Consider the following 18,433-nt stretch of genomic DNA (forward strand, 5'->3'; position numbering starts at 1 on the left):
GCATGAGCGAGACAGAGATCCCGGCCGGTGCCAGTACCGTCACGGTGGCGTTCGGTCTCGGCGGGGCGGCACCTGTGTTGTCCGCGGGCCGGGTGACGGCGTGGGGCATGTCGAGGTCTCCGGTCTGAGCGGGTTCGGGCACGCTTAAATCAATTGGTTGATTTAAAACGTAGCGGAGGGCGGCTACCCGATCAAACGGAACGCCGCCCGGCCGCCCCGGCCTGTCGTCCGACCGCCCTTGCCTATCGCGTCGCCCGGTAGGGCAGTGCGTCGGACGGCGCCAGCGGGAGCCTGCCGCGTATGCGGTCCGCGATCTTCTCGGCCATCATCATCACGGGGGCGTTCAGGTTGCCGGTGATGACCCTCGGCATGATCGACGCGTCGGCGATGCGCAGGCCCGGCACGGCGTTGACCCTGCCCTCGCCGTCGACGACGGCGTCCGCGTCGACGCCCATGCGGCAGGTGCCGGACGGGTGGTAGGAGGTGCCCGTGGCCCTTCGGACGAATGCCTCGATGTCGCGGTCGCTGGTCGCCTCCGGGCCTGGGTTGAGCTCCACCGGGGCGAACTTCCGCCAAGCGGGCTGGCGGACCAACCGCTCCCGGACGAGCCGTACGCCGTCGATCATGTCCTTCAGGTCCGTTGGGGACTCGTAGTGGTTGAACACCGTCAGGGGCGCGTCCGCCGGGTTCTTCGAACACAGCTTCACGTAGCCGCGGCTCTTGGGACGGGAGAGGTCCATCCAGAACTGGAAGCCGGGCACCGGCACCAGCCTGCCGCTCCTCAACTGCCGGGTGAGCGGCAGGAATTCGTACTGCATGTTGGGGAAGTCGGCGTCGTCGCGGGTGCGCAGAAACGCCCCGGTCTCGAAGAAGTTGGTGGTGCCGAGGCCCTTGCGCAGCAGCAGCCACTCCGCGCCCAGTCTGGCCCGCCCCAGCATGCCCAACTCGGCGGTGAGGGAGTCCTCGTGGCGGGTGCCGTACTGAAGGTCCACACCGGGGTGGTTCTGCAGATTGCGGCCCACTCCGGGGATGTTCACGGCCACGTCGACGCCGACCTCGCGCAGATCGTCGGCAGGACCGATGCCCGAAAGCATCAGCAGCTTGGGCGTGTTGACGGCGCCCGCGCACAGGATGACCTCGCGCTCGCAGGTGACCCGGCGCGGCCCGTCCGGTCCGGCGAGTTCGATGCCGACGGCGGTGCCGTTCTCGACGAGCACTCGCGTCACCAGGGCCTTCGGCAGCACTGTGAGGTTCGGGCGGTGCAGCGCCGGGCGGAGGTAGGCGCGTGAGGCGCTCCACCGTACGCCGTCGTGGATGAAGGACTGTGCGATGTGCAGGCCCTCCTGCCGGTGGCCGTTGTGGTCCGGTGTGACGTCGAAGCCGGCCTGTTCGCCGCCGCGCAGGAACGCGTCGTACAGCTTGTGCTCGGCCTTGGCGCGACTGATGCGCAGTGGGCCGTCGCCGCCGCGGAACGCGTCCGGGCCGTCCTCGAACGTCTCCATCCTGCGGAAGTACGGCAGGCAGTGGGCGTAGTCCCAGTCCTTGAGGCCGTCGGCCGCCCAGCCGTCGTAGTCCATCGGGTTGCCGCGGTTGAAGATCATGGCGTTGATCGACGACGAGCCGCCGATGACCTTGCCGGCCTTCTCGTCGATCACCTTGCCGTGCAGGTGCGGCTCGGGGCCTGACTGATAGCCCCAGCCGATGCGCTTGTTCTGGTAGACGAAGGGGAGACCGCCCGGCATGGTGATGAACAGGGTCCGGTCGGAGCCGCCGGCCTCCACCAGCAGGACCCTGGTCGTGGCGTCCTCGGTGAGGCGCGCGGCCAGGATGCAGCCGGAGGAGCCGGCGCCGACGACGATGTAGTCGAACTTCAACTTCACTGACTCCTTTGGCGATTCAGATGATGCCCTGCTCGCGGAGCGGGGTTCCGTCCACGAGGCGCTGCCAGCCGAAGCGGGTGAGGTCGATCGTCTGGTACGACCCCTTCACCAGCAGCTCCGCCATCGCGCGGCCGCAGCCGGGCGCGTGCATCAGGCCGTGGCCGGAGAAGCCGGCGGCCAGGTGGAAGTTGGCGAGGCCGTCGGCACCTGGGCCGATGATCGCGTTGCCGTCGAAGTCGTTCTGGTCGTACAGGCCGGGCAGCGTGCTGGTGCAGCGGGTGCGCTCGAACTGCGGGAAGCGGTGGGCCAGCGCGGGCCACACGGCGTGCTCGAAGTAGCCGCGGTCGATGTCGAAGTTGTAGCCGCGCGGCTCTTCGAGCGTGGGCACGCCGCCGGAGTAGCCGCCGCCCTCCGGGCGGAAGGCGAGGCGCTGGGTGTCCTTGAGGTAGGGGAGCGGCTCGATCGGGTCCTGGGACTCGAAGTAGTGCTCGAAGCGGCGCAGCGGCTCGATGGGCACCTTGACGCCGGCCATCGCGCAGACGTCCTTCGCCCAGGCGCCGGCCGCGTTGACGAACTGGGCCGCTGTGATCCGCCGCCCGGACTTCAGTACGGCGGTGGTGACGTGGCTGCCCTCGCGGATCAGGCCGGTCACCTCGTCCGCCACGAACTCGGCGCCGAGCGACTTCGCCTTGTTGCGGAAGCCCATGAGCACGCTGTGCGGGTCGAGCCAGCCGTCGTCGGGGGAGTGCACGGCACAGCCCAGGTCGTCGACGTACATGGACGGGAACTTCTGCTTCAGCTCGTCCGGTTCGAGCCAGACCACGTTGCAGCCCTGCTCCAGCTGGGTGTCGAAGTTCCTTTGCAGCGTGGCGCGTTCGGAGGGCGGGACGATGAACAGGTAGCCGTTCTTCTTGAAGCCGATGCCGGCCTCGACGCCGTCGACCGCCATGGTCTCGGGGAACTCCTCGAAGAAGTCGATGCTGTACTTCGACAGCTCGATGTTCTCCGGGAGGTGGAACAGCCGCCGCACTCCGCCCGACGCCCGAGGGGTCGACGCCAGGTCGTAGCGGGGATCGCGTTCCACGACGGTGATCTCGGCGCTTGGATCGAGGATCTTCGTGTAGTAGGCGACGGCCGCACCGATCGCTCCGCCGCCGATAACGACGATGTCGGTTCTCATGCCAGCTGACGGTAGGTCGGGCCGTCCGGCGGCCGCATCCACGGCGGAGAGGAGAGATTTCCAGGGTGTTCGACTTCTGTCGAATCCCGTGTCGAAGCCGAAGCCGATGACGAAGCCGGGCGGCGCCCTATTCGCCGACGCTGCGATAAGCGGCCAGCCACAGTGCCAGCTGCAGGCTGGTCCGGCCGGCCCCGGACCGCAGGTCGACGCCCGTCAGCTCCGTGATCCGGTTCAGGCGGTAGTAGAGCGTGGTGCGGTGGACGTGCAACTCCTCGGCCGCCGCGGTGACCTCTCCACCGTGGTCGAGGACGACGCGGGCCGTCGTCATCAGGTCGTCGCGCGGCTGGTCGAGGAGCGCCTCGGCGCCGGGGTGCACCTGCGCGACGGTCAGGGAGTCGGAAGCCTCCACAATGAACCGCCAGGCTCCCAGCTCGTCCCACGAGGCGCTGTCCAGTCGCGCGCCGGCGGCGGCGGCCCGGCGGGTGGCCGCCGCCCGGCGCACCGCTTCACCGAGTTCAGCCAGCGGCACCGCGCCGCCGCTCGTCGCGTTCCGTACGCGGCTGCCCACGACGTGTGCGCTCATGGCACCGGGCAGTGGCCAGCCGCCCGCCGCCGGCGGAGCCTCGACCTGCACCCGCGCATCGGACGGCAGATTTTCCAGACGAGTGAGTTCACGTGCGGCGTCCTCGTCCGGGGCACGGAGCAGGCGATCGATGAGCTCGTCGCGCTGCCGGTGCCGCTGCTCGGCCGACCGGCGGGTCTTCGCCATCGCCTCGGCGGCGAGCTCCGCGCAGTCCACCAGCGCGGGAAGGTCGTTCTCGGTCAGGGTGCCGTCCGGATCAAGGACCCACAGGAAGCCGATCGCCCTGCCCTCGTGCCGGACCGGCATGCACCACCGCGCCCACATGTCCGCCTCGGGTATCGCGGGCGTGTGCACCGGCTTCGTCGCCTGGGTGAGCTTGAGCCGCTGCACGACCGCGGCGGCGGGTGGCTCCACGCGCCGGTCGAGAATCGTCCTCATCCGCGTGCCGTCGACCGCACCGCGGGTGCTCCACCAGACGGGGTGCTGGTCGATGTCCTCGATGAGCACCGACAGGCCGACCGCGGACGCCAGGTCGTCCACCACGGCCTGCATGTTGACCGGTTCCATCAAGGCTTCCTCTTTTCCTCCGTCGGCCCGTGCACCGGCTTCACAACCCGGGGACCTGGCCGATTCGACAAGTGTATGAAGGCCGGTCGAAGATTCCACACCGCCGCCGAAGCCCAGAGGCGTACGACGCTCCTAGGGTCGAGCCACACCGGATCGACACCGCCATCGGAGCCCTGCCATGACCGAACCCGCCGCGGCTCTCGCCGAGGTCCGCGCCGCCGACTACGACGTGCCCAACCTCATCGGAGGCCGTGAGGTCCGCACCGGACGCACCCTGCCCGTCGTCACCCCCCACGAGCATGCCGTCGGACTCGGGCAGGTGCACTATGCCTCGGTCGAGCACGTGGCCGAGGCCGTCGCGGCGGCGACCGACACCTCGCGCTGGTGGGGCCGGCTCGGCCGGGAGGAGCGCGCGGCACCGTTCCTGCGGGCGGCCGACATGCTGGAGAGCGGCGGGCCGTGGCGCGAGCGGCTCACCGCCGCGGCGATGCTCGAACTGTCCAAGACCCGGGAACAGGCCGAGGGCGACGCGGTCGCCGAGACGGCCGAGTTGATCCGTGCCAACGTCGAGAACATGCGGGCGATGTACGACGTACAGCCCTTCTCGCCGAAGGGCGTCCGCAACCACGTGGACTACCGGCCCCTGGAGGGCTTCGTCCTCGCAGTCTCGCCGTTCAACTTCGTCTCCACGAACAACCTCGCGTTCGCGCCCGCTCTCCTTGGCAACACGGTCGTGTGGAAGCCGGCCGAGAGCGCCGCGCTGACCGCGCACCTGTCCCTGCAACTGCTGCGCGAGGCCGGCCTGCCCGACGGGGTCGTGAACATCGTCCACGGGAGCGGCGCCGAGCTCGGTCCGGCCGCCCTCACCCACCGGGACCTCGCCGGGGTCCACTTCACGGGTTCCACCGCCACCTTCCGGCAGATCCTGCGGACCGTGGGCGAGAGCGTCGACGGCTACCGGAACTACCCGCGTGTGGTCGGTGAGACCGGCGGCAAGGACTTCATCATCGCCCACCCCTCGGCCGACGTCGACCCCCTTGCGGTGGCCTGCGTCCACGGGGCATTCGACTACCAGGGGCAGAAGTGCTCCGCACCGTCGCGGCTGTACATCCCGCGCAGCCTGTGGCCCGCCCTCAAGGAGCGGCTCGTCGAGCTGACCCGGCGCCTCGTGGTCGGTGACCCGACCCTGCCGCGGACCCACATCGGCGCCGTCATCAACGCCCGCCAGCATGCCAAGCATGCCGAGGCCCTGGCGAGGGCACGGGCCCAGAACCTGGTGGTCGTGGGCGGCACCACCGACGACTCGGTGGGCTGGTTCGTCGACCCCACCCTCATCGAGGTCGGTGACCCGCACTCGCCGTTCATGACCGAGGAGCTTTTCGCACCCGTCACGGCCGCGTACGTGTACGAGGACGCCGACTGGGAGAAGACCCTGCGGCTCGTCGACGAGTCCACTGCCTATGGGCTCACGGGCGCGGTCTTCGCCGACGACGAGGAAGCGATCGCCCAGGCCGCCGATGTCCTGAAATACACCGCCGGCAACTTCCACATCAACGACAGGCCGACCGGTGCCGTCGTCGGACAGCAGCCGTTCGGAGGCTCCCGCGCCTCGGGGACCAACGACAAGGTGGGCACGGTGTGGAACCTGATCCGGTTCACCAGCCCCCTGACCGTCAAGCGCCCTGAGCGGCCGGAGCGTGCCCCCTGGCCGGCGGCCTGATCCGGCCGCCGCACCGGCGCGGGCCCCGGCAGTCCCTTCCTCCGGGACTGCCGGGGCCCGCCCCTTTTCTGACGCGGCCGCGACGCGGGCGGTGCTCACGTAGGCCGGCAGACAGGCGGTGACGCGGAGGCTGGCGGGAGCACTACCCGCTCGGCGCCGGGCCGGAGGACGTCGACCACCTTGCCGCGCACTTCGGCACCCAGCGGCAGCACAGGGCGGACGCGCACAGGATCGAGCCATACGAACGCGACCGACCCCCACCCCGAGCCGCACCCCACCGATCTGGCTGCTGCGGTCCTCTCGCCTCGGGACGGCCGGCTCGGCCTCCAGGAGGGGTCGCTGCCGGAGTACGGGCCGCCGAGTACGTCGTCAACGCGGCCGGTGCCTGGATGTAGGACCTGTCGGCCAGGGCCGACATGCGGCTGCCCGTCGAGCCGAGCCCCGCCACGAGCACTGCGGGAGAGGTTCGCGGACTTCCACCACCTGCCGTTCGCCATGGACGTGACGAGCCCGACTGCCCACGCCCACCGCGTCCCCGGCACCGGCACCGGCACCGGCGAGGCGAGGTAGCGCAGGCAGTGGACGGGGTTGTGCGACCGGAAGCGCCCACGACGGCGGCATGATCCTCGGACCTTGAGCGGGGATGCGCTGACCCGACTGCGCTTCTGCACGGCGGCCCCAGGCCGCGACGTCGGTAACCCCTTTGTTTCCGGATGAATACCACCGAGCTCGTTTCGAGCAGCCTTCGACAATTGTGGAAACCAGGGCGCAGATCTCCATCGTCCGTAGATGTCGCGACCGGACGCACTGCTCCACGATGGTCTCCAACTCGCCGCGGTTTTCCAGAACGCGGAATCCGGCAGTGACCTCCCCGGCGCCCTGGTCCTGCGCCTACCCACGCCCAACGCTGAGAGGGGTGTTCCGATGGCCGCAGCCTCCACCGACCCACTGCGTCGAGGCCCTCGCCGGCTCCCTCGGCGCGGCCGTGGGTGCCTCGCGCGCCGCGGTGGGGGCCGGCTGGTATCCGCACGCCAACCAGGTCGGCCGGACCGGCAGGTCGGTCTCGCCGCAGCTGTACATCGCCTCCGGCATCTCCGGTGCGATCCAGCACCGCGCCGGTACGCGGACCTCGAAGACGATCGTGGCGATCAACAAGGACGCCGAGCCCCCGATCTTCGACCTCGTCGACCACGGCATGGTCGACGACCTCTTCGACGTCGTCCCGTAGCTCACCGAGGAGATCACCACCCGCAGGGGCTGAGAAGAGCGCGGTAGCGCGCCGAGCCGGCACCGTGCCGGCCGTTCTCGTACGCGTGCCGAAGCGCGTAGGGGTCTGCCCTGGACTCGACGTACTCCTGATGATTCGTCAGCGCCGGAACAGCTCTAGTGATGGGAGAGAACGATGCACGTTTTTTCGCAACGGGGGACCGCCCCATGAGTGCCACGGTCAGCGATACCTCACGCGCGTCGGAACGCCAGGCCGAGGCGCGCGTCGCGCACCGTGCACATCCCGGCTGGTGGGTTCTGGTCGTGTTCGTCGCGCTGTGCGCCGGGGGCATCATCAAGATGCTGTTCACGAACCCCAATCTCCAGTGGGACGTCGTGGGCCAGTACTTCTTCAGCCAAAGCATCATGAAGGGCCTCCTGCGCACCCTTGAGCTCACCGCGTTGTCGATGGCGTTGGGCATTCTGATCGGCATCCTCACCGCGGTGATGCGGCTGTCGCCGATCCCCATCCTCTCGTCGATGGCCTGGGCCTATACCTGGTTCTTCCGGGGGACGCCGCTTCTCGTCCAGATCATCTTCTGGTACAACCTCGCCGCACTGTTCCCGAGGATCGAGCTGGGGATTCCCCTGGTCGGCCCGGTGCTGTGGTCCGGTGACGCGAACGTCGTGGTGACTCCGTTCGTCGCCGCGCTGCTGGGCCTTGCCCTCAACGAGGGGGCCTACATGTCGGAGATCGTCCGCGGCGGCATCCAATCCGTCGACCACGGTCAGCAGGAGGCGGCTGTAGCCCTCGGTATGCGCAACAGGCGGGCGCTGCGGCGGATCATCCTGCCCCAGGCGATGCGCGTGATCATCCCGCCCACGGGCAACCAGCTGATCAGCATGCTGAAGTCGACGGCGCTGGTCAGCGTCACCTCGATGCCCGAACTCCTCTACTCGGCCCAGCTCATCTACCAGCAGACCTTCCAGACGATCCCGCTGCTGATCGTCGCGAGCGTCTGGTACCTGATCGTGACCAGCGTGCTCAGCGTCGTGCAGTACTACATCGAGCGCCATTACGCCCGCGGGGGACGCCGTGAGCTGCCGCTGACGCCCTGGCAGCGGCTTCAGCGAACATTCGGCAGCCTCCAGGCGAGGATGCGGGCCCCCGAGACCAGGAGGGCATGATGACGACAAGTGCGACCGATCGGCCGGCCGAGCGCGAGATCGTGCTCCGGGCCATCGGCATCCGGAAGCGATTCGGTGCGAACGAGGTCCTCAGGGGCGTCGATCTGACCGTCGAGCGCGGTGAGGTCATGTGCATCATCGGTCCCTCGGGCTCCGGAAAGAGCACGCTGCTGCGCAGCCTGAACCACCTTGAGGAGATAGACGCGGGGAGGGTCGAACTCGATGGGGAGCTCATCGGCTACCGCCAGCGGGGCCACCGCTATGTGACGCTGCCGGAGAAGCGGCTGGCGGCCCAGCGGGCCCGGATCGGCATGGTTTTCCAGTCGTTCAACCTGTTCCCGCACATGACCGTGCTGCAGAACGTCATCGAGTCGCCGGTGGGGGTGCTCAAGCAGCCGGTGACCGAGGTCAAAGCAGCTGCACTGGAGTTGCTGGCCAGGGTGGGGCTCGCGGACAAGGCCGACGCCTACCCTCGGCAGCTCTCGGGAGGTCAGCAACAGCGAGTCGCCATTGCTCGTGCCCTTGCGATGAAGCCGCGGCTGATGCTCTTCGACGAGCCGACCTCCGCGCTCGACCCCGAACTGGTCGGGGAGGTCCTCGACGTCATGCAGGGCCTGGCGGGCGACGGACTGACGATGGTGGTGGTGACCCACGAGATGGGTTTCGCCCGTGAGGTCGCCGACTCGCTGCTCTTCATGGACGGTGGCGTCGTCGTCGAACGAGGCCATCCGCGAGATGTGCTGCTCAACCCGCAGGTGCAGCGGACCAAGGACTTTCTCTCCAAGGTCCTGTGATCCGCGGCCCTCCGTTTCGCGCGCTTTTTCCACGTGCCCAGTCCCGCGCCTATCACTCGTTCGCCAACCGTCGCGGACCTACACAGGAGGTTCCCGTCATGTCCATGCCTACATTCAGGCGGCCCGCGTTCAGACTCCCGATCGCCGCGCTCGCTTTCACTGCGGTGACCAGCTTGGTGCTGGCGGGGTGTGCCGACCCCGAGCCCATCGCAAACGGCGAAAGGGCCGAGACCGCCGCGTCCGGCTCCGGATCTTCCGCCGCGACCGACACATGGGGTTTGAAGCCCGTCGACTCCGTGGTGGCACTGGTCCCCGACGAGTACAAGGGGAAGTCGATCACCAATGCGATCTACAACGACTTCCCTCCTGAGGAGTTCCTCCAGAACGGCAAGCTCGTCGGGATCCAGCCCGACTTCGCCCAGGCGATCAGTGAGGTCATGGGCGTGAAGTTCACGAACCAGTCGGTCGGGAACTTCGACTCCCTCATCCCGGGCATCGTCAGCGGTCGCTACCAGACGTCGACGGCCGACTTCGGTGTGACCAAGGACCGCCTCAAGCAGATCGACTTCGTGACCCAGTTCCCGATCGGCACCGGCTTCGCCGTGAAGGAGGGAACCAACATCAAGATCAACAAGGCCACCGACCTGTGCGGTCACAGCGTGAGCGTGGTCGCGGGCACCTACTACATCGACCAACTCAGGGACGCGAACAAAGACTGCGCCGCAGCCGGCCTGAAGGACATCACGCTGAAGACCTACCCCACCGACGGGGCCCGGGTCCTCGCCGTCACCAACGGGCGTGTGGAGATCACCGGAACCAACGAGGACACGATGGCCTACGCGATCGCCAGCCAGAACGTTCCGTTGGTCCTGCAGAAGTTCGTCTACGAGCCGGTCGAGCAGGCCATCGTGCTCCCGAAGGGCAGCAAGCTCGGCCCGGCCGTGCAGGCGGCGATGAAGGAAATCGTCGACAACGGGACCTACGTGAAGATCCTCAAGAAGTGGGGCGTGGAGCACGTCGCCTATGACTCGCCCGACCAGGTCAAGCTCCTCACCGACCCGTCGCAGGCATCCTGACCCCGTCGCCGATCCTCCGGAACGGCAGGAGAGCAGCAATCGACCTGCGGCAAGCGGCAGTTCGTCCAGCCCGACTGTGCGCTCGACGCCCACAGGGTCAAGAAGTCGCCGCTGCGCAAGTGCCTTGCCGCGGGTGAGGAACCACATCCAAGCGGTTGGCCCACAGCCTGTGTCTTCGACGCTGATCCAGCCCTGTGCCACCCCCGCACGGCGCGACGCCCCGACCGGCAGGTACGAGGAACGGCGGATTCCGATGACCGTCGCCAGACGTGCCACGCCCCGTGAGGGGTGTCGTCATACGCCCTTGTCCGGACGGGACATCGACGCGGCGAACGCCATCATGGTGCTTGGACGGAACGGACCGGACGGCGCAGGGGGCGCGATGGTCCCGTGCCGCCGGTCGGCGCCGGGCGATGCGGCCGAGTTCCACCTGAACGACTCCGGCGGGATGACTGCGCCTCGAACCAGCCCGGCGTCTTCGGTTTCGGTATCCCGGCGGAGTGACGACGTGGAGAGGCAGGGCACACACACGCAGAAGCTGCCTGAACGTGCCCTGCCACGGGTCCCGCGGGAGCGGCCGGCGCCCTATGCGTCGCTGAGCGTGATGGCGGCGGCGGGACAGACGGCAGCCGCGTCCCGGACGGCCGCATGCTGGTCCTCGACGGGTTCAGGGTCGAGCAGGACGACGATGCCGTCCTCGTCCCGCTGGTCGAAGACCTCCGGTGCGGCCAGTACGCAACTCCCGGCGCCGCAGCACTTGTCCTCATCCACGATGACCTTCATGGTCGCTCCCTTCTGCGTGGCCGGCCTCTCAGCCGTGCCCTTGGTTGTTTTCTCGGTCGGTTCGGTTGGTACGGAGGTCTCGTCGGGGCGGGTCACCATCGCACGGGCACCTCTCGGAGCCCGCCGACGGTCAGCCCCTCGATCTGCTGCAACTCCGTGACGGGTACGGCCAGTTCGAGATTCGGCAGTTTGTGCAGCAGGACCTCCAGGGCGACCTGGAGTTCGGTGCGGGCCAGAGACTGGCCCAGGCAGGAGTGGGCTCCGGCGCCGAAGGTGAGATGGGGGTTGGGGCTGCGGGTGAGGTCCATCTCGTCAGGGTCGGGGAAGACGTGCTCGTCGCGGTTGGCGGCGGACAGGGCGCAGAAGACGGTGGTGCCGCCCGGCAGCACCGTCCCGCCGACCTCGAAGTCCTCGGTCAGGTAGCGCCGGGCGCCGAAGCCGCCCAGGTTGGCGTCGGAACGCAGCACCTCGTCGACCGCGGTGCGCACCAGGGAGGGGTTGGCCAGCAGCCCTTCCCACCGGGTGCGGTCGGCCAGGAGCATGGCGATCATCTTGCCGATCATGTTCGCGGTGGTCTCGTGGCCCGCGACCAGGAGACCCATGCCGGTGCCGACGAGTTCGGGGTCGCTGAGTCCCTGGCCCTCCGCCCGGCTCTCCTCGATCAGCATGCTGATCACGTCATCACCGGGCTGGGCACGCTTGGCTACGACGAGGTCGGACATGTAGGTCACGAACTCGGTGTAGGCCGCCTTGGTCTCCTCCTTGGTGTAACGGTCGACGTTCAGGAAGGCGTCGGACCAGTAGGAGAAGCGGTCCCGGTCCTCGGCGGGTGCGCCGAGGAGGTCGCAGATCACGTAGACCGGCAGCGGGAAGCCGAGTGCGGCCTTGAGGTCGGCGGGCCAACCGCTCCTGACCATGTCGTCGACGAGGGCTTCGGTCATGTCCACCATGCGGGGGCGCAGCGCCGTCATGCGCTTGGCGGTGAAGTACTTGGTCACAAGGCGGCGCCACCTCAGATGGCCGTCGCCCTTGAGCGGGACGGGCAGCGACATGTCGCTGTTGGTCGACACGCCGCCAGCCCCTTCCGGGGCGATCCGGGCGCCGGCGTCCTCTGCGGTCGGGCGGGAGAAGCGGGGGTCCGACAGGAGGGCCTTGACGTGGTCGTAGCGGGTCAGGAGGGTGCCCGTGTCTCCGCTGGGGAGTCCGGCGGTGGCCACCGGGCACTGCTCGCGCAGCCGTTTCCAGTCGGCCGGGGGCTCCAGGGGCCCATTGGTGGGCAGTGGCAGACGAACGAGGGGGGCGTGCTGACTCATCTGGCATCTCCATGGGGGGAGGGTGCGTTTCGCGCAGCGGTAGCCGTCCGGCGGGGCGGGTGGGGCTCGCTGCTGTTGTGGCCTTCGCGTCATGGTTCGGTCGGCCCGCCCGACTCTGGGGAAGGCGGGGAAGGTGCTGCATGCGCTGGACCAGGTGACGGCTGAGCATCATGGGGGGCAGCCTCGTATTTAAATCAAGGGACTTATTTAAAGTAGCGGCACAGGGATCTTTCTTCAAGGGGCGCTGGAGGTGTGGCCGGATGGGGTCCGTCGGCTGACACGCCACCCGGCCGGCCGTCGGGGGCAGAACGCCGATCCTGCCAGGGGAAACGTCGAGATGGGCCAGGTGGCCGTCGCCGGCACGGCGCTGTGCCGGCGACGGAGAAGAGCCGAAGGGCGTCGACGGTGTCGAGCGCGGTGAAGCCCGTACGGCGCTGATGGGTCGGCGGCTACCAGGTCACCGGCAGTTCGTAGACGCCGTAGACGAGACCGTCCTCCTTGAACGGGAGCTTGTCCCGCTCGACGGCCAGGCGCAGGGTGGGGATGCGCCGGAAGAGGGTGCCGTAGACGACCTGGAGTTCCAGGCGGGCCAGCGGCTGGCCGAGGCACTGGTGGATGCCGAAGCCGAAGGCCTGGTGGCGGCGGGCGTCGCGGTGGATGTCGAGCCGGTCGGGATCGGGGAAGACGTCGTCCTGCCAGTTGGCGGTGATGCTGGGAAGGACCATGCCCTCTCCGGCGCGGATCGTCCGGCCGCCGATCTCGATGTCCTCCAGGGCGATCCGGCGGTTGCCGATGTGGATGATGGTCAAGTAGCGCAACAGTTCGTCCGCCGCGCTCGCCAGGATCTTCGGGTCGTCGGTGTCACGGATGATCGCGAGCTGGTCGGGGTGCTCCAGCAGGGCGACGGTGCTCAACGCGATCATGTTGGCGGAGGTCTCGTGCCCGGCGCCGAGCAGCAGCAGGCCCATCGCAGAGGCCTCCTGGTGGGTGAGGTCGCCGTCGCGGACGCGGGCGGCCAGCTCGGACAGCAGGTCGTCGGCGGGGTGGGTCAGTTTCTGGTTGATCTGGCCGGAGACGTACTCCAGCAGCGCGCGCCTGGCCGCTCCCGACACTTCGGGTGAGACATCGTGGCGGAGTCCCACCTCGCTCTGGTGCTGGAAGAACTCGTGGTCCTCGTATGGAACCCCGAGCAGTTCGCAGATGACCAGTGAGGGCAGAGGCAGTGCCAGGGCCCGTACGAGGTCGGCGGGCTTGGGGCCGTCCAATATGGCGTCGATGAACTCGTCGGTCATGCGCTGGACGGCGGGCCGCAGGGCCTCGACGCGCTTGATGGTGAACGCGCCGCTGAGCATGCGGCGGATTCGGGCGTGCTCGGGGTCGTCCATGTTGAGGAAGGACGGTTGGGTGCCACGTTGGCCCGACTCCCGGAAGGCCGCGTTCATGTAGGGGAAGCCGGGCCGCCTGAGGTCGACGCTGCAGCGCTGGTCGGCGAGCAGGGCCCGCTGGTCCTCGAAGCGGGTGACGAGCCAGGGCGTGCTGCCGTCCCACAGCCGGACCTTCGTGAGCGGCTGATCGGCACGCAGCTGCTCGGCGTGCAGCTGCCGCAGCTGAGGCGGCGGGGCGAACGGACACCCGGCATCCCTCGACATCGGGAAGTCGGGAATCGCCTCGGCCGAGGTGCCGGAGAGGGGGTTGGACATGTCACTCCTCATGGTGGGGGGAGGGGAGCGGTGGTGGTCAGCACCCGTGCGCGGGCGCCGCAGAGCAGCTGAGAGGCCGTGGCCGTCCAGGCGGTGGCCGTACGTCAGCAGCTGGTCAGAGTGCGCAGCGGGTCGGCCCGGGCGCGATGGGTGACATCGATCTGCGGAGCCGTGTCGTCGAACACGTGCGGGTAGCCCGGGCGCGTGTGCAGTTCGACGGGGGTACCGGTGGCAGCCACGCGGCGGGCGCAGGCGAGGTCCTCGTTGCGGGAGATGCCCAGTTCGCCGACCTCGAAGTAGACGGGCGGCAGCCCGGAGGGGTCGCTCGCCTGTGCCGGGGCTGCGTGACCGGGTGCGTCGGGCCATCGACGGCGTCCCCGAGCAGGGCATGCCGACCGGTGCGGTTGTCCAGCATTGGGGAGACGTGGATCTGCCTGGCCACGGGCAGGGCGCGGTCCTGGGCCGGCAGCGCCGCCCATGAGGCCGGGCTGCAGCCCGCGCACGCATCCTCGACCGGCGTGAGGTGGGGGTGCTCCGGGGAGTGGCGGTGGTCTGCGGAGGGCAGTGGAACGCCGCTACCGGCAATGCAGTCGGCGGCCACGCGGTCGAACAGTGCCACCCGCCCCGCGACCATGCCGCCGTGCACGTGGACGACGGCCCGGCCGGCTCTGGATGCGTCGTGCTGCTCGGGCTTCATCGAATCGAGGGCGGCCGGGCCGGACTCGCCCTCGCGCAGCGTCCTCCAGTCGCCTCGGACCGGATGCTGCGGCGTGTCGCCTGCGGGGCGACTGTCGGTGAACGCCGGTAGCGGTTGGGCGTGTAATGCGTACGGCAACGATTTCTCCGTCAGGTGTCGCACGTTTCGGGCGTTGTACTGCGACCTATTAAATCAACCAGTTTATTTAACCCTAGAGGAAGGGTGGCATCTGTGCAAGTGCGGGACGTCATGCCGCCTGCCGGACCGGGAGGATGATCGCGGAGGGGCGTTCCGGGTCGTGGAATACCTGCTGGTCTGCGGCGCGGAGGGTAGTCGCGGTGGCGCGGGGTTCGCCGGTGCCGGGGTTGCGGTTGTAACGGGGGAAGGCTCCGCTGGATATCTGGACGCGGATGCGGTGACCGCGCTTGAAGCGGTACGCCGTCGGCCACAACCGTACGGTCGCGCGGGTGAGTTCGTCGGCATCGGTGAGGCTGATCAGGCCGTCGCAGACGTTGACGGAACGGCCCTTCTCGTCGACGTCGCACAGACGGACGAAGACATCGGCGTACGGCAGGCTGGAGCGGAAGAAGATCTCCGCGCTGACCTCGCCGATCACCTCGACGTCCTGGTCCAGGACGGACGTCGTGTAGGTCAGGACGTCGGGCCGGGCCTCCAGCTTCGTCTGGTCGACGGAGCCCGCCTTGGCGGCGAAGGACATGCGGGCGCCGCCGAGGGCGGGGGTGGGGTCGGCCGGGTCGTAGCGGTAGCCGTCGGGGGCCGCGTCGGCGGGCGGCGGTTCGGTGGCCAGAGCGGCGCCCGGCCGGAGGTGGAAGCGCTGAGGCGCGTATCCGGGCGGCGGCCAGGAGGGGAAGTCGCGCCACTTGCCCTCGCCCATGACGAACAGGCGTACCGGGGCGCGTTCGGCGGGCTGTTCGCCCCGGCACAGGGCGAGCCCGAAGTCGACCGCCTCGCGGGCCGACAGTCCGCCCACCTCGAGGGAGGTGTGGGGCCAGGGGCCGACGGTGAGGCGGACGGGGGTGGAGCGCCCGGTGTCCTGCAGGACGCGGTAGTCACGGAGTTGGCCGGGCAGGAAGATGTCGTACCAGCCGCCGATCACGCTGGCCGGCACGGTGATGTCGGCGACGCGGTGGCGGTGGTCGGCCGCCGACCAGAACGGGTCGTCGGTGGGATGGGTGAGGATGTCCTGGATGTATTCGTAGCGGTGCCCCAGGGCGGCGGTGTCGGCCTGGCTCAATGGCAGTGTGCTCAGGGCACGCAGGGTCTTCTTCGCCCCCAGCAGTTGGCGCGGCATCGCGAACCGTCCTTCCTGGCCGGCGACCATGACGCCCCAGTTGAACGGGGTTTCCAGGGAGAAGCCGTCCGAGCGGAGGAATTCCAGGGTGAGGGCCGATTCGGACACCAGTGGGATCATGGCTTTGACCTGGGGTGGCACGGCGTCGGCGACCGCCCACTGGACGAAGCCGAGGTAGCTGCCCCCGGAGAGGATCATCGAGTCGCCGAACCAGGGCTGCTTGATCACCCAGTCGAGGGTGTCGAGGCCGTCGTCCCGCTCGCACCGCAGGGGGTCGAAGGGGCCGTCGGAGCCGAAGGTGCCGCGGGTGCTCTGGATGAGTACCTGGAAGCCTCGTTCGGCCAGCGGCCGGACCATCGGGCCCACGGCCGTGCCCGCCCTGCCGTAGGGGACGCGGATGAGCGCCGTGGGCAGGCCGTCCCCTCCGGTTTTCGGGGTCCAGCGGTCGGCCAGCAGGACGGCCCCGTCGCGCATCGGCACGCGCAGATCGTGCTCGACGACCAGATCCCTGGTCACGGGTGGGGGCAGGTGGAACATGCGCTGGAAGAGGTGACTGTTGAGGTTCATCGGATGCGGTCTCCGTCGGCGGTCGGGGCCTGAAGCAACACAATTCAATCAACGGATTGATTTAAATATAGGGTAGGGGGTGCCGCCTCAGAGCGCCGTAAGTTCCTCCGCGAGTACGCGCAGCGTCTCCGTCGGGAACACGCCGCCCGACAGTGCGGCCAGGGAGATCAGAGATGTCGAACCGATCGTCTGGAGGAGTTCGGTGTCGACGAGGGTGGGGGCGTGGGTGCGCAGGACCTCGACGGCCTTCGGATCGGAGACCAGGGCCGTGATCGGAGTGCGCAGTGAGAAGCGGCCCGCGGGGAAGTCCTCCGGCCTGGGGAGCGGCTCGGCGGCCAGTTCGGCCTGGTGGCGTTGCGCGCGCACCAGGAGATGAGCGGCGGTCACCAGCCCGTCGGCAGGCAGGCCCAGGCGCTCGTACTGGCTCGCGGGGGCGTCGTTCGCGCGCAGGAGGTCGACGAGCAGGCTCGCCATACGAAGCTCCACGGCGTCGTCGATCACCGGTGCGCGCTGCTCCGGATCGGTCCGCAGGTCGTAGAGGAGCGTGCCGAACCGGTACGGGTTGAAGAAGGTCCGTCCGTCCACCCGGATCGTGCGGACGCCCTTCGTGAAGGTGAAGGGCTCGGCCAGTTCGAGGCCGGACAACTCCTCGACGCTGAAGCGCCCGCGCATGTGGGTCGGCATCAACGTGTGCTCGTACAAAGGAGTGTTGTCGGCCGAGACGGGTGCGCGCATGTAGACGTACCGGCCGTCGGTAACGTTGACGTGCCCGCCGTGGATGCCGAACAGCCCTGCCTCACGCGCCGGTTCGTCGGAGGCTACCGGCAGCGGGGAGCCCTGCATGTCGGCGGGCCGTTCCACGCCGAAGAACTCCAGCAGGGTGGGGGCCAGGTCGATGGTCTGCACGAGCGCCTCGCGGCGCTCGCCGGCGATGCCCGCCCGGGGGTCCCAGACGAACAGCGGGAGATGGACCAGCTCGTTGTACCAGGGCTGTACGGACTTGCCCCACCAGTCCTTCTCGCCGAGCAGCAGACCGTGGTCGGTGCAGACGATCAGCAGTGTGTCGCGCCACAGGTCGTGTTCGTCCATCGCGTCCAGGACACGGCCGAGGGATTGGTCGCACATGGACAGCAGCGCGGCGTACTCGTGGCGGGCGTGCTGGACCTGTGCGTTCGTTTCGGTGACCTGCCGATAGTCCGGCCAGTCGAAGTGCGGGCCGGCGTAGTCCTCCGGGTAGAGGTCCTTGTACTGCTGGTGGCTGAAGAACGGCTCGTGCGGGTCGAAGGTCTCGATCTGCACGAACCAGCGGTCCTCAGCATGGTTGGTGCGGAGGAACTCCAGCCCCGCGTCGAAGGTGAGGGTCTGGGAGTGACGGTCCTCGGTCTGCATGTACAGCCGGTTGACCCAGTCCTGCCGGTAGCCCTCCAGCCGTAGCTCCTTGACGTCCTCGTCGGGCATGGGCGGATCGGCGACATGCCCCTTCCACGGGTCGCCCTCCTGGCCGCGGAAGAACTCCCAGGTGTTGTACCGGCCGTGGTAGGTCGCCCCGCCGTCCTCCCAGTAGTGGGGATGGTCGCTGGCCAGGTGTGTGTGCACGCCGCTGCGCTTGAGCAGCTCGGGCATCGAGTCGTCGAACGGCTCCAGCGGGCCCCAGCTGCGGTGCAGGAAGTTGTGGCGCCCGGTGTGGATCTCCCGGCGGGCCGGCATGCAGGGCATGGATCCCGCGTAGCAGTTGTCGAAGGTGGCGGTCCGCTCGGCCAGCCGCGTGAAGTTGGGGGCGTGGGTCCAGTCGCAGCCGTACGGCGGCAGCATGTGCCGGTTGAGGCTGTCGAACATCACCATGATGGCTTTCATGCCGTGGTGCTCC

14 protein-coding genes and 1 pseudogene are annotated in these 18,433 nt (G+C 68.8%); 6 read left to right on the forward strand and 9 right to left on the reverse strand.

All coding sequences use genetic code 11. The features are described from left to right. Nucleotides 1–2: 2 nt before the first annotated feature. Nucleotides 3–128 carry a hypothetical protein gene (locus tag ACFZDJ_RS11495; protein WP_391057980.1) on the forward strand — a complete coding sequence of 42 codons (126 nt, stop codon included), beginning with the start codon at nt 3–5 and terminating at the stop codon, nt 126–128. Nucleotides 129–242: 114 nt separating this feature from the next. Here the strand turns inward: ACFZDJ_RS11495 and ACFZDJ_RS11500 are convergent, their stop codons facing one another. The 3 genes from ACFZDJ_RS11500 to ACFZDJ_RS11510 all read right to left on the reverse strand — a co-directional run bounded on the left by ACFZDJ_RS11500 (nt 243) and on the right by ACFZDJ_RS11510 (nt 4,210). Next, nucleotides 243–1,880: a choline dehydrogenase gene (locus ACFZDJ_RS11500; protein ID WP_391057982.1), complete on the reverse strand. Its 1,638-nt coding sequence runs from the start codon at nt 1,878–1,880 to the stop codon at nt 243–245. Nucleotides 1,881–1,896: 16 nt separating this feature from the next. Then, nucleotides 1,897–3,060 (reverse strand): FAD-dependent oxidoreductase, encoded by a 1,164-nt coding sequence (locus ACFZDJ_RS11505; RefSeq protein ID WP_391057985.1) that lies wholly within the window; start codon nt 3,058–3,060, stop codon nt 1,897–1,899. Between the two features lie 127 nt (nt 3,061–3,187). Beyond that, nucleotides 3,188–4,210 (reverse strand): helix-turn-helix domain-containing protein, encoded by a 1,023-nt coding sequence (locus ACFZDJ_RS11510; RefSeq protein ID WP_391057987.1) that lies wholly within the window; start codon nt 4,208–4,210, stop codon nt 3,188–3,190. Between the two features lie 178 nt (nt 4,211–4,388). On the opposite strand from ACFZDJ_RS11510, the gene ACFZDJ_RS11515 reads away from it, so the two are divergent. The 5 genes and pseudogenes from ACFZDJ_RS11515 (at nt 4,389) to ACFZDJ_RS11535 (ending at nt 10,194) form a co-directional block, all read left to right on the forward strand. Then, complete coding sequence (locus tag ACFZDJ_RS11515; RefSeq protein ID WP_390930976.1) at nt 4,389–5,930, forward strand: aldehyde dehydrogenase family protein; 1,542 nt, start codon at nt 4,389–4,391, stop codon at nt 5,928–5,930. 952 nt (nt 5,931–6,882) lie between these two features. Beyond that, nucleotides 6,883–7,158, forward strand: a pseudogene (locus tag ACFZDJ_RS11520) (electron transfer flavoprotein subunit alpha/FixB family protein); the annotation flags it as partial. Between the two features lie 206 nt (nt 7,159–7,364). Continuing rightward, nucleotides 7,365–8,324: an ABC transporter permease subunit gene (locus ACFZDJ_RS11525; protein ID WP_391057990.1), complete on the forward strand. Its 960-nt coding sequence runs from the start codon at nt 7,365–7,367 to the stop codon at nt 8,322–8,324. Beyond that, the gene (locus ACFZDJ_RS11530) at nt 8,324–9,118 is read left to right on the forward strand and encodes an ATP-binding cassette domain-containing protein (protein ID WP_391059114.1); all 795 of its coding nucleotides are present in this window, start codon (nt 8,324–8,326) and stop codon (nt 9,116–9,118) included. Before ACFZDJ_RS11525 ends, ACFZDJ_RS11530 begins: the two co-directional genes overlap by 1 nt. Nucleotides 9,119–9,222: 104 nt before the next feature. Then, nucleotides 9,223–10,194 (forward strand): transporter substrate-binding domain-containing protein, encoded by a 972-nt coding sequence (locus ACFZDJ_RS11535; protein ID WP_391057993.1) that lies wholly within the window; start codon nt 9,223–9,225, stop codon nt 10,192–10,194. A 585-nt stretch (nt 10,195–10,779) separates the two neighbouring features. Here ACFZDJ_RS11535 and ACFZDJ_RS11540 read toward each other — a convergent pair. The 6 genes from ACFZDJ_RS11540 to ACFZDJ_RS11565 form a co-directional block, all read right to left on the reverse strand. Further along, complete coding sequence (locus ACFZDJ_RS11540; protein WP_390930983.1) at nt 10,780–10,977, reverse strand: 4Fe-4S domain-containing protein; 198 nt, start codon at nt 10,975–10,977, stop codon at nt 10,780–10,782. 92 nt (nt 10,978–11,069) lie between these two features. Next, complete coding sequence (locus ACFZDJ_RS11545) at nt 11,070–12,290, reverse strand: cytochrome P450 (RefSeq protein WP_391057996.1); 1,221 nt, start codon at nt 12,288–12,290, stop codon at nt 11,070–11,072. A gap of 449 nt (nt 12,291–12,739) precedes the next feature. Further along, entirely contained in the window at nt 12,740–13,990 is a 1,251-nt protein-coding gene (locus tag ACFZDJ_RS11550; RefSeq protein ID WP_391057999.1) for a cytochrome P450, read from the reverse strand. A 104-nt stretch (nt 13,991–14,094) separates the two neighbouring features. Continuing rightward, on the reverse strand, nt 14,095–14,469 hold the full coding sequence (locus tag ACFZDJ_RS11555) for an alpha/beta hydrolase fold domain-containing protein (RefSeq protein ID WP_391059117.1): 375 nt from the start codon (nt 14,467–14,469) through the stop codon (nt 14,095–14,097). A gap of 465 nt (nt 14,470–14,934) precedes the next feature. Beyond that, entirely contained in the window at nt 14,935–16,566 is a 1,632-nt protein-coding gene (locus tag ACFZDJ_RS11560; protein WP_391058002.1) for a CocE/NonD family hydrolase, read from the reverse strand. A gap of 87 nt (nt 16,567–16,653) precedes the next feature. Then, nucleotides 16,654–18,420 (reverse strand): sulfatase-like hydrolase/transferase, encoded by a 1,767-nt coding sequence (locus ACFZDJ_RS11565; protein WP_391058005.1) that lies wholly within the window; start codon nt 18,418–18,420, stop codon nt 16,654–16,656. Nucleotides 18,421–18,433: the final 13 nt, after the last annotated feature.

Source organism: Streptomyces sp. NPDC007896 (genome assembly GCF_042959425.1).
In the GTDB taxonomy this organism is placed as follows: domain Bacteria; phylum Actinomycetota; class Actinomycetes; order Streptomycetales; family Streptomycetaceae; genus Streptomyces.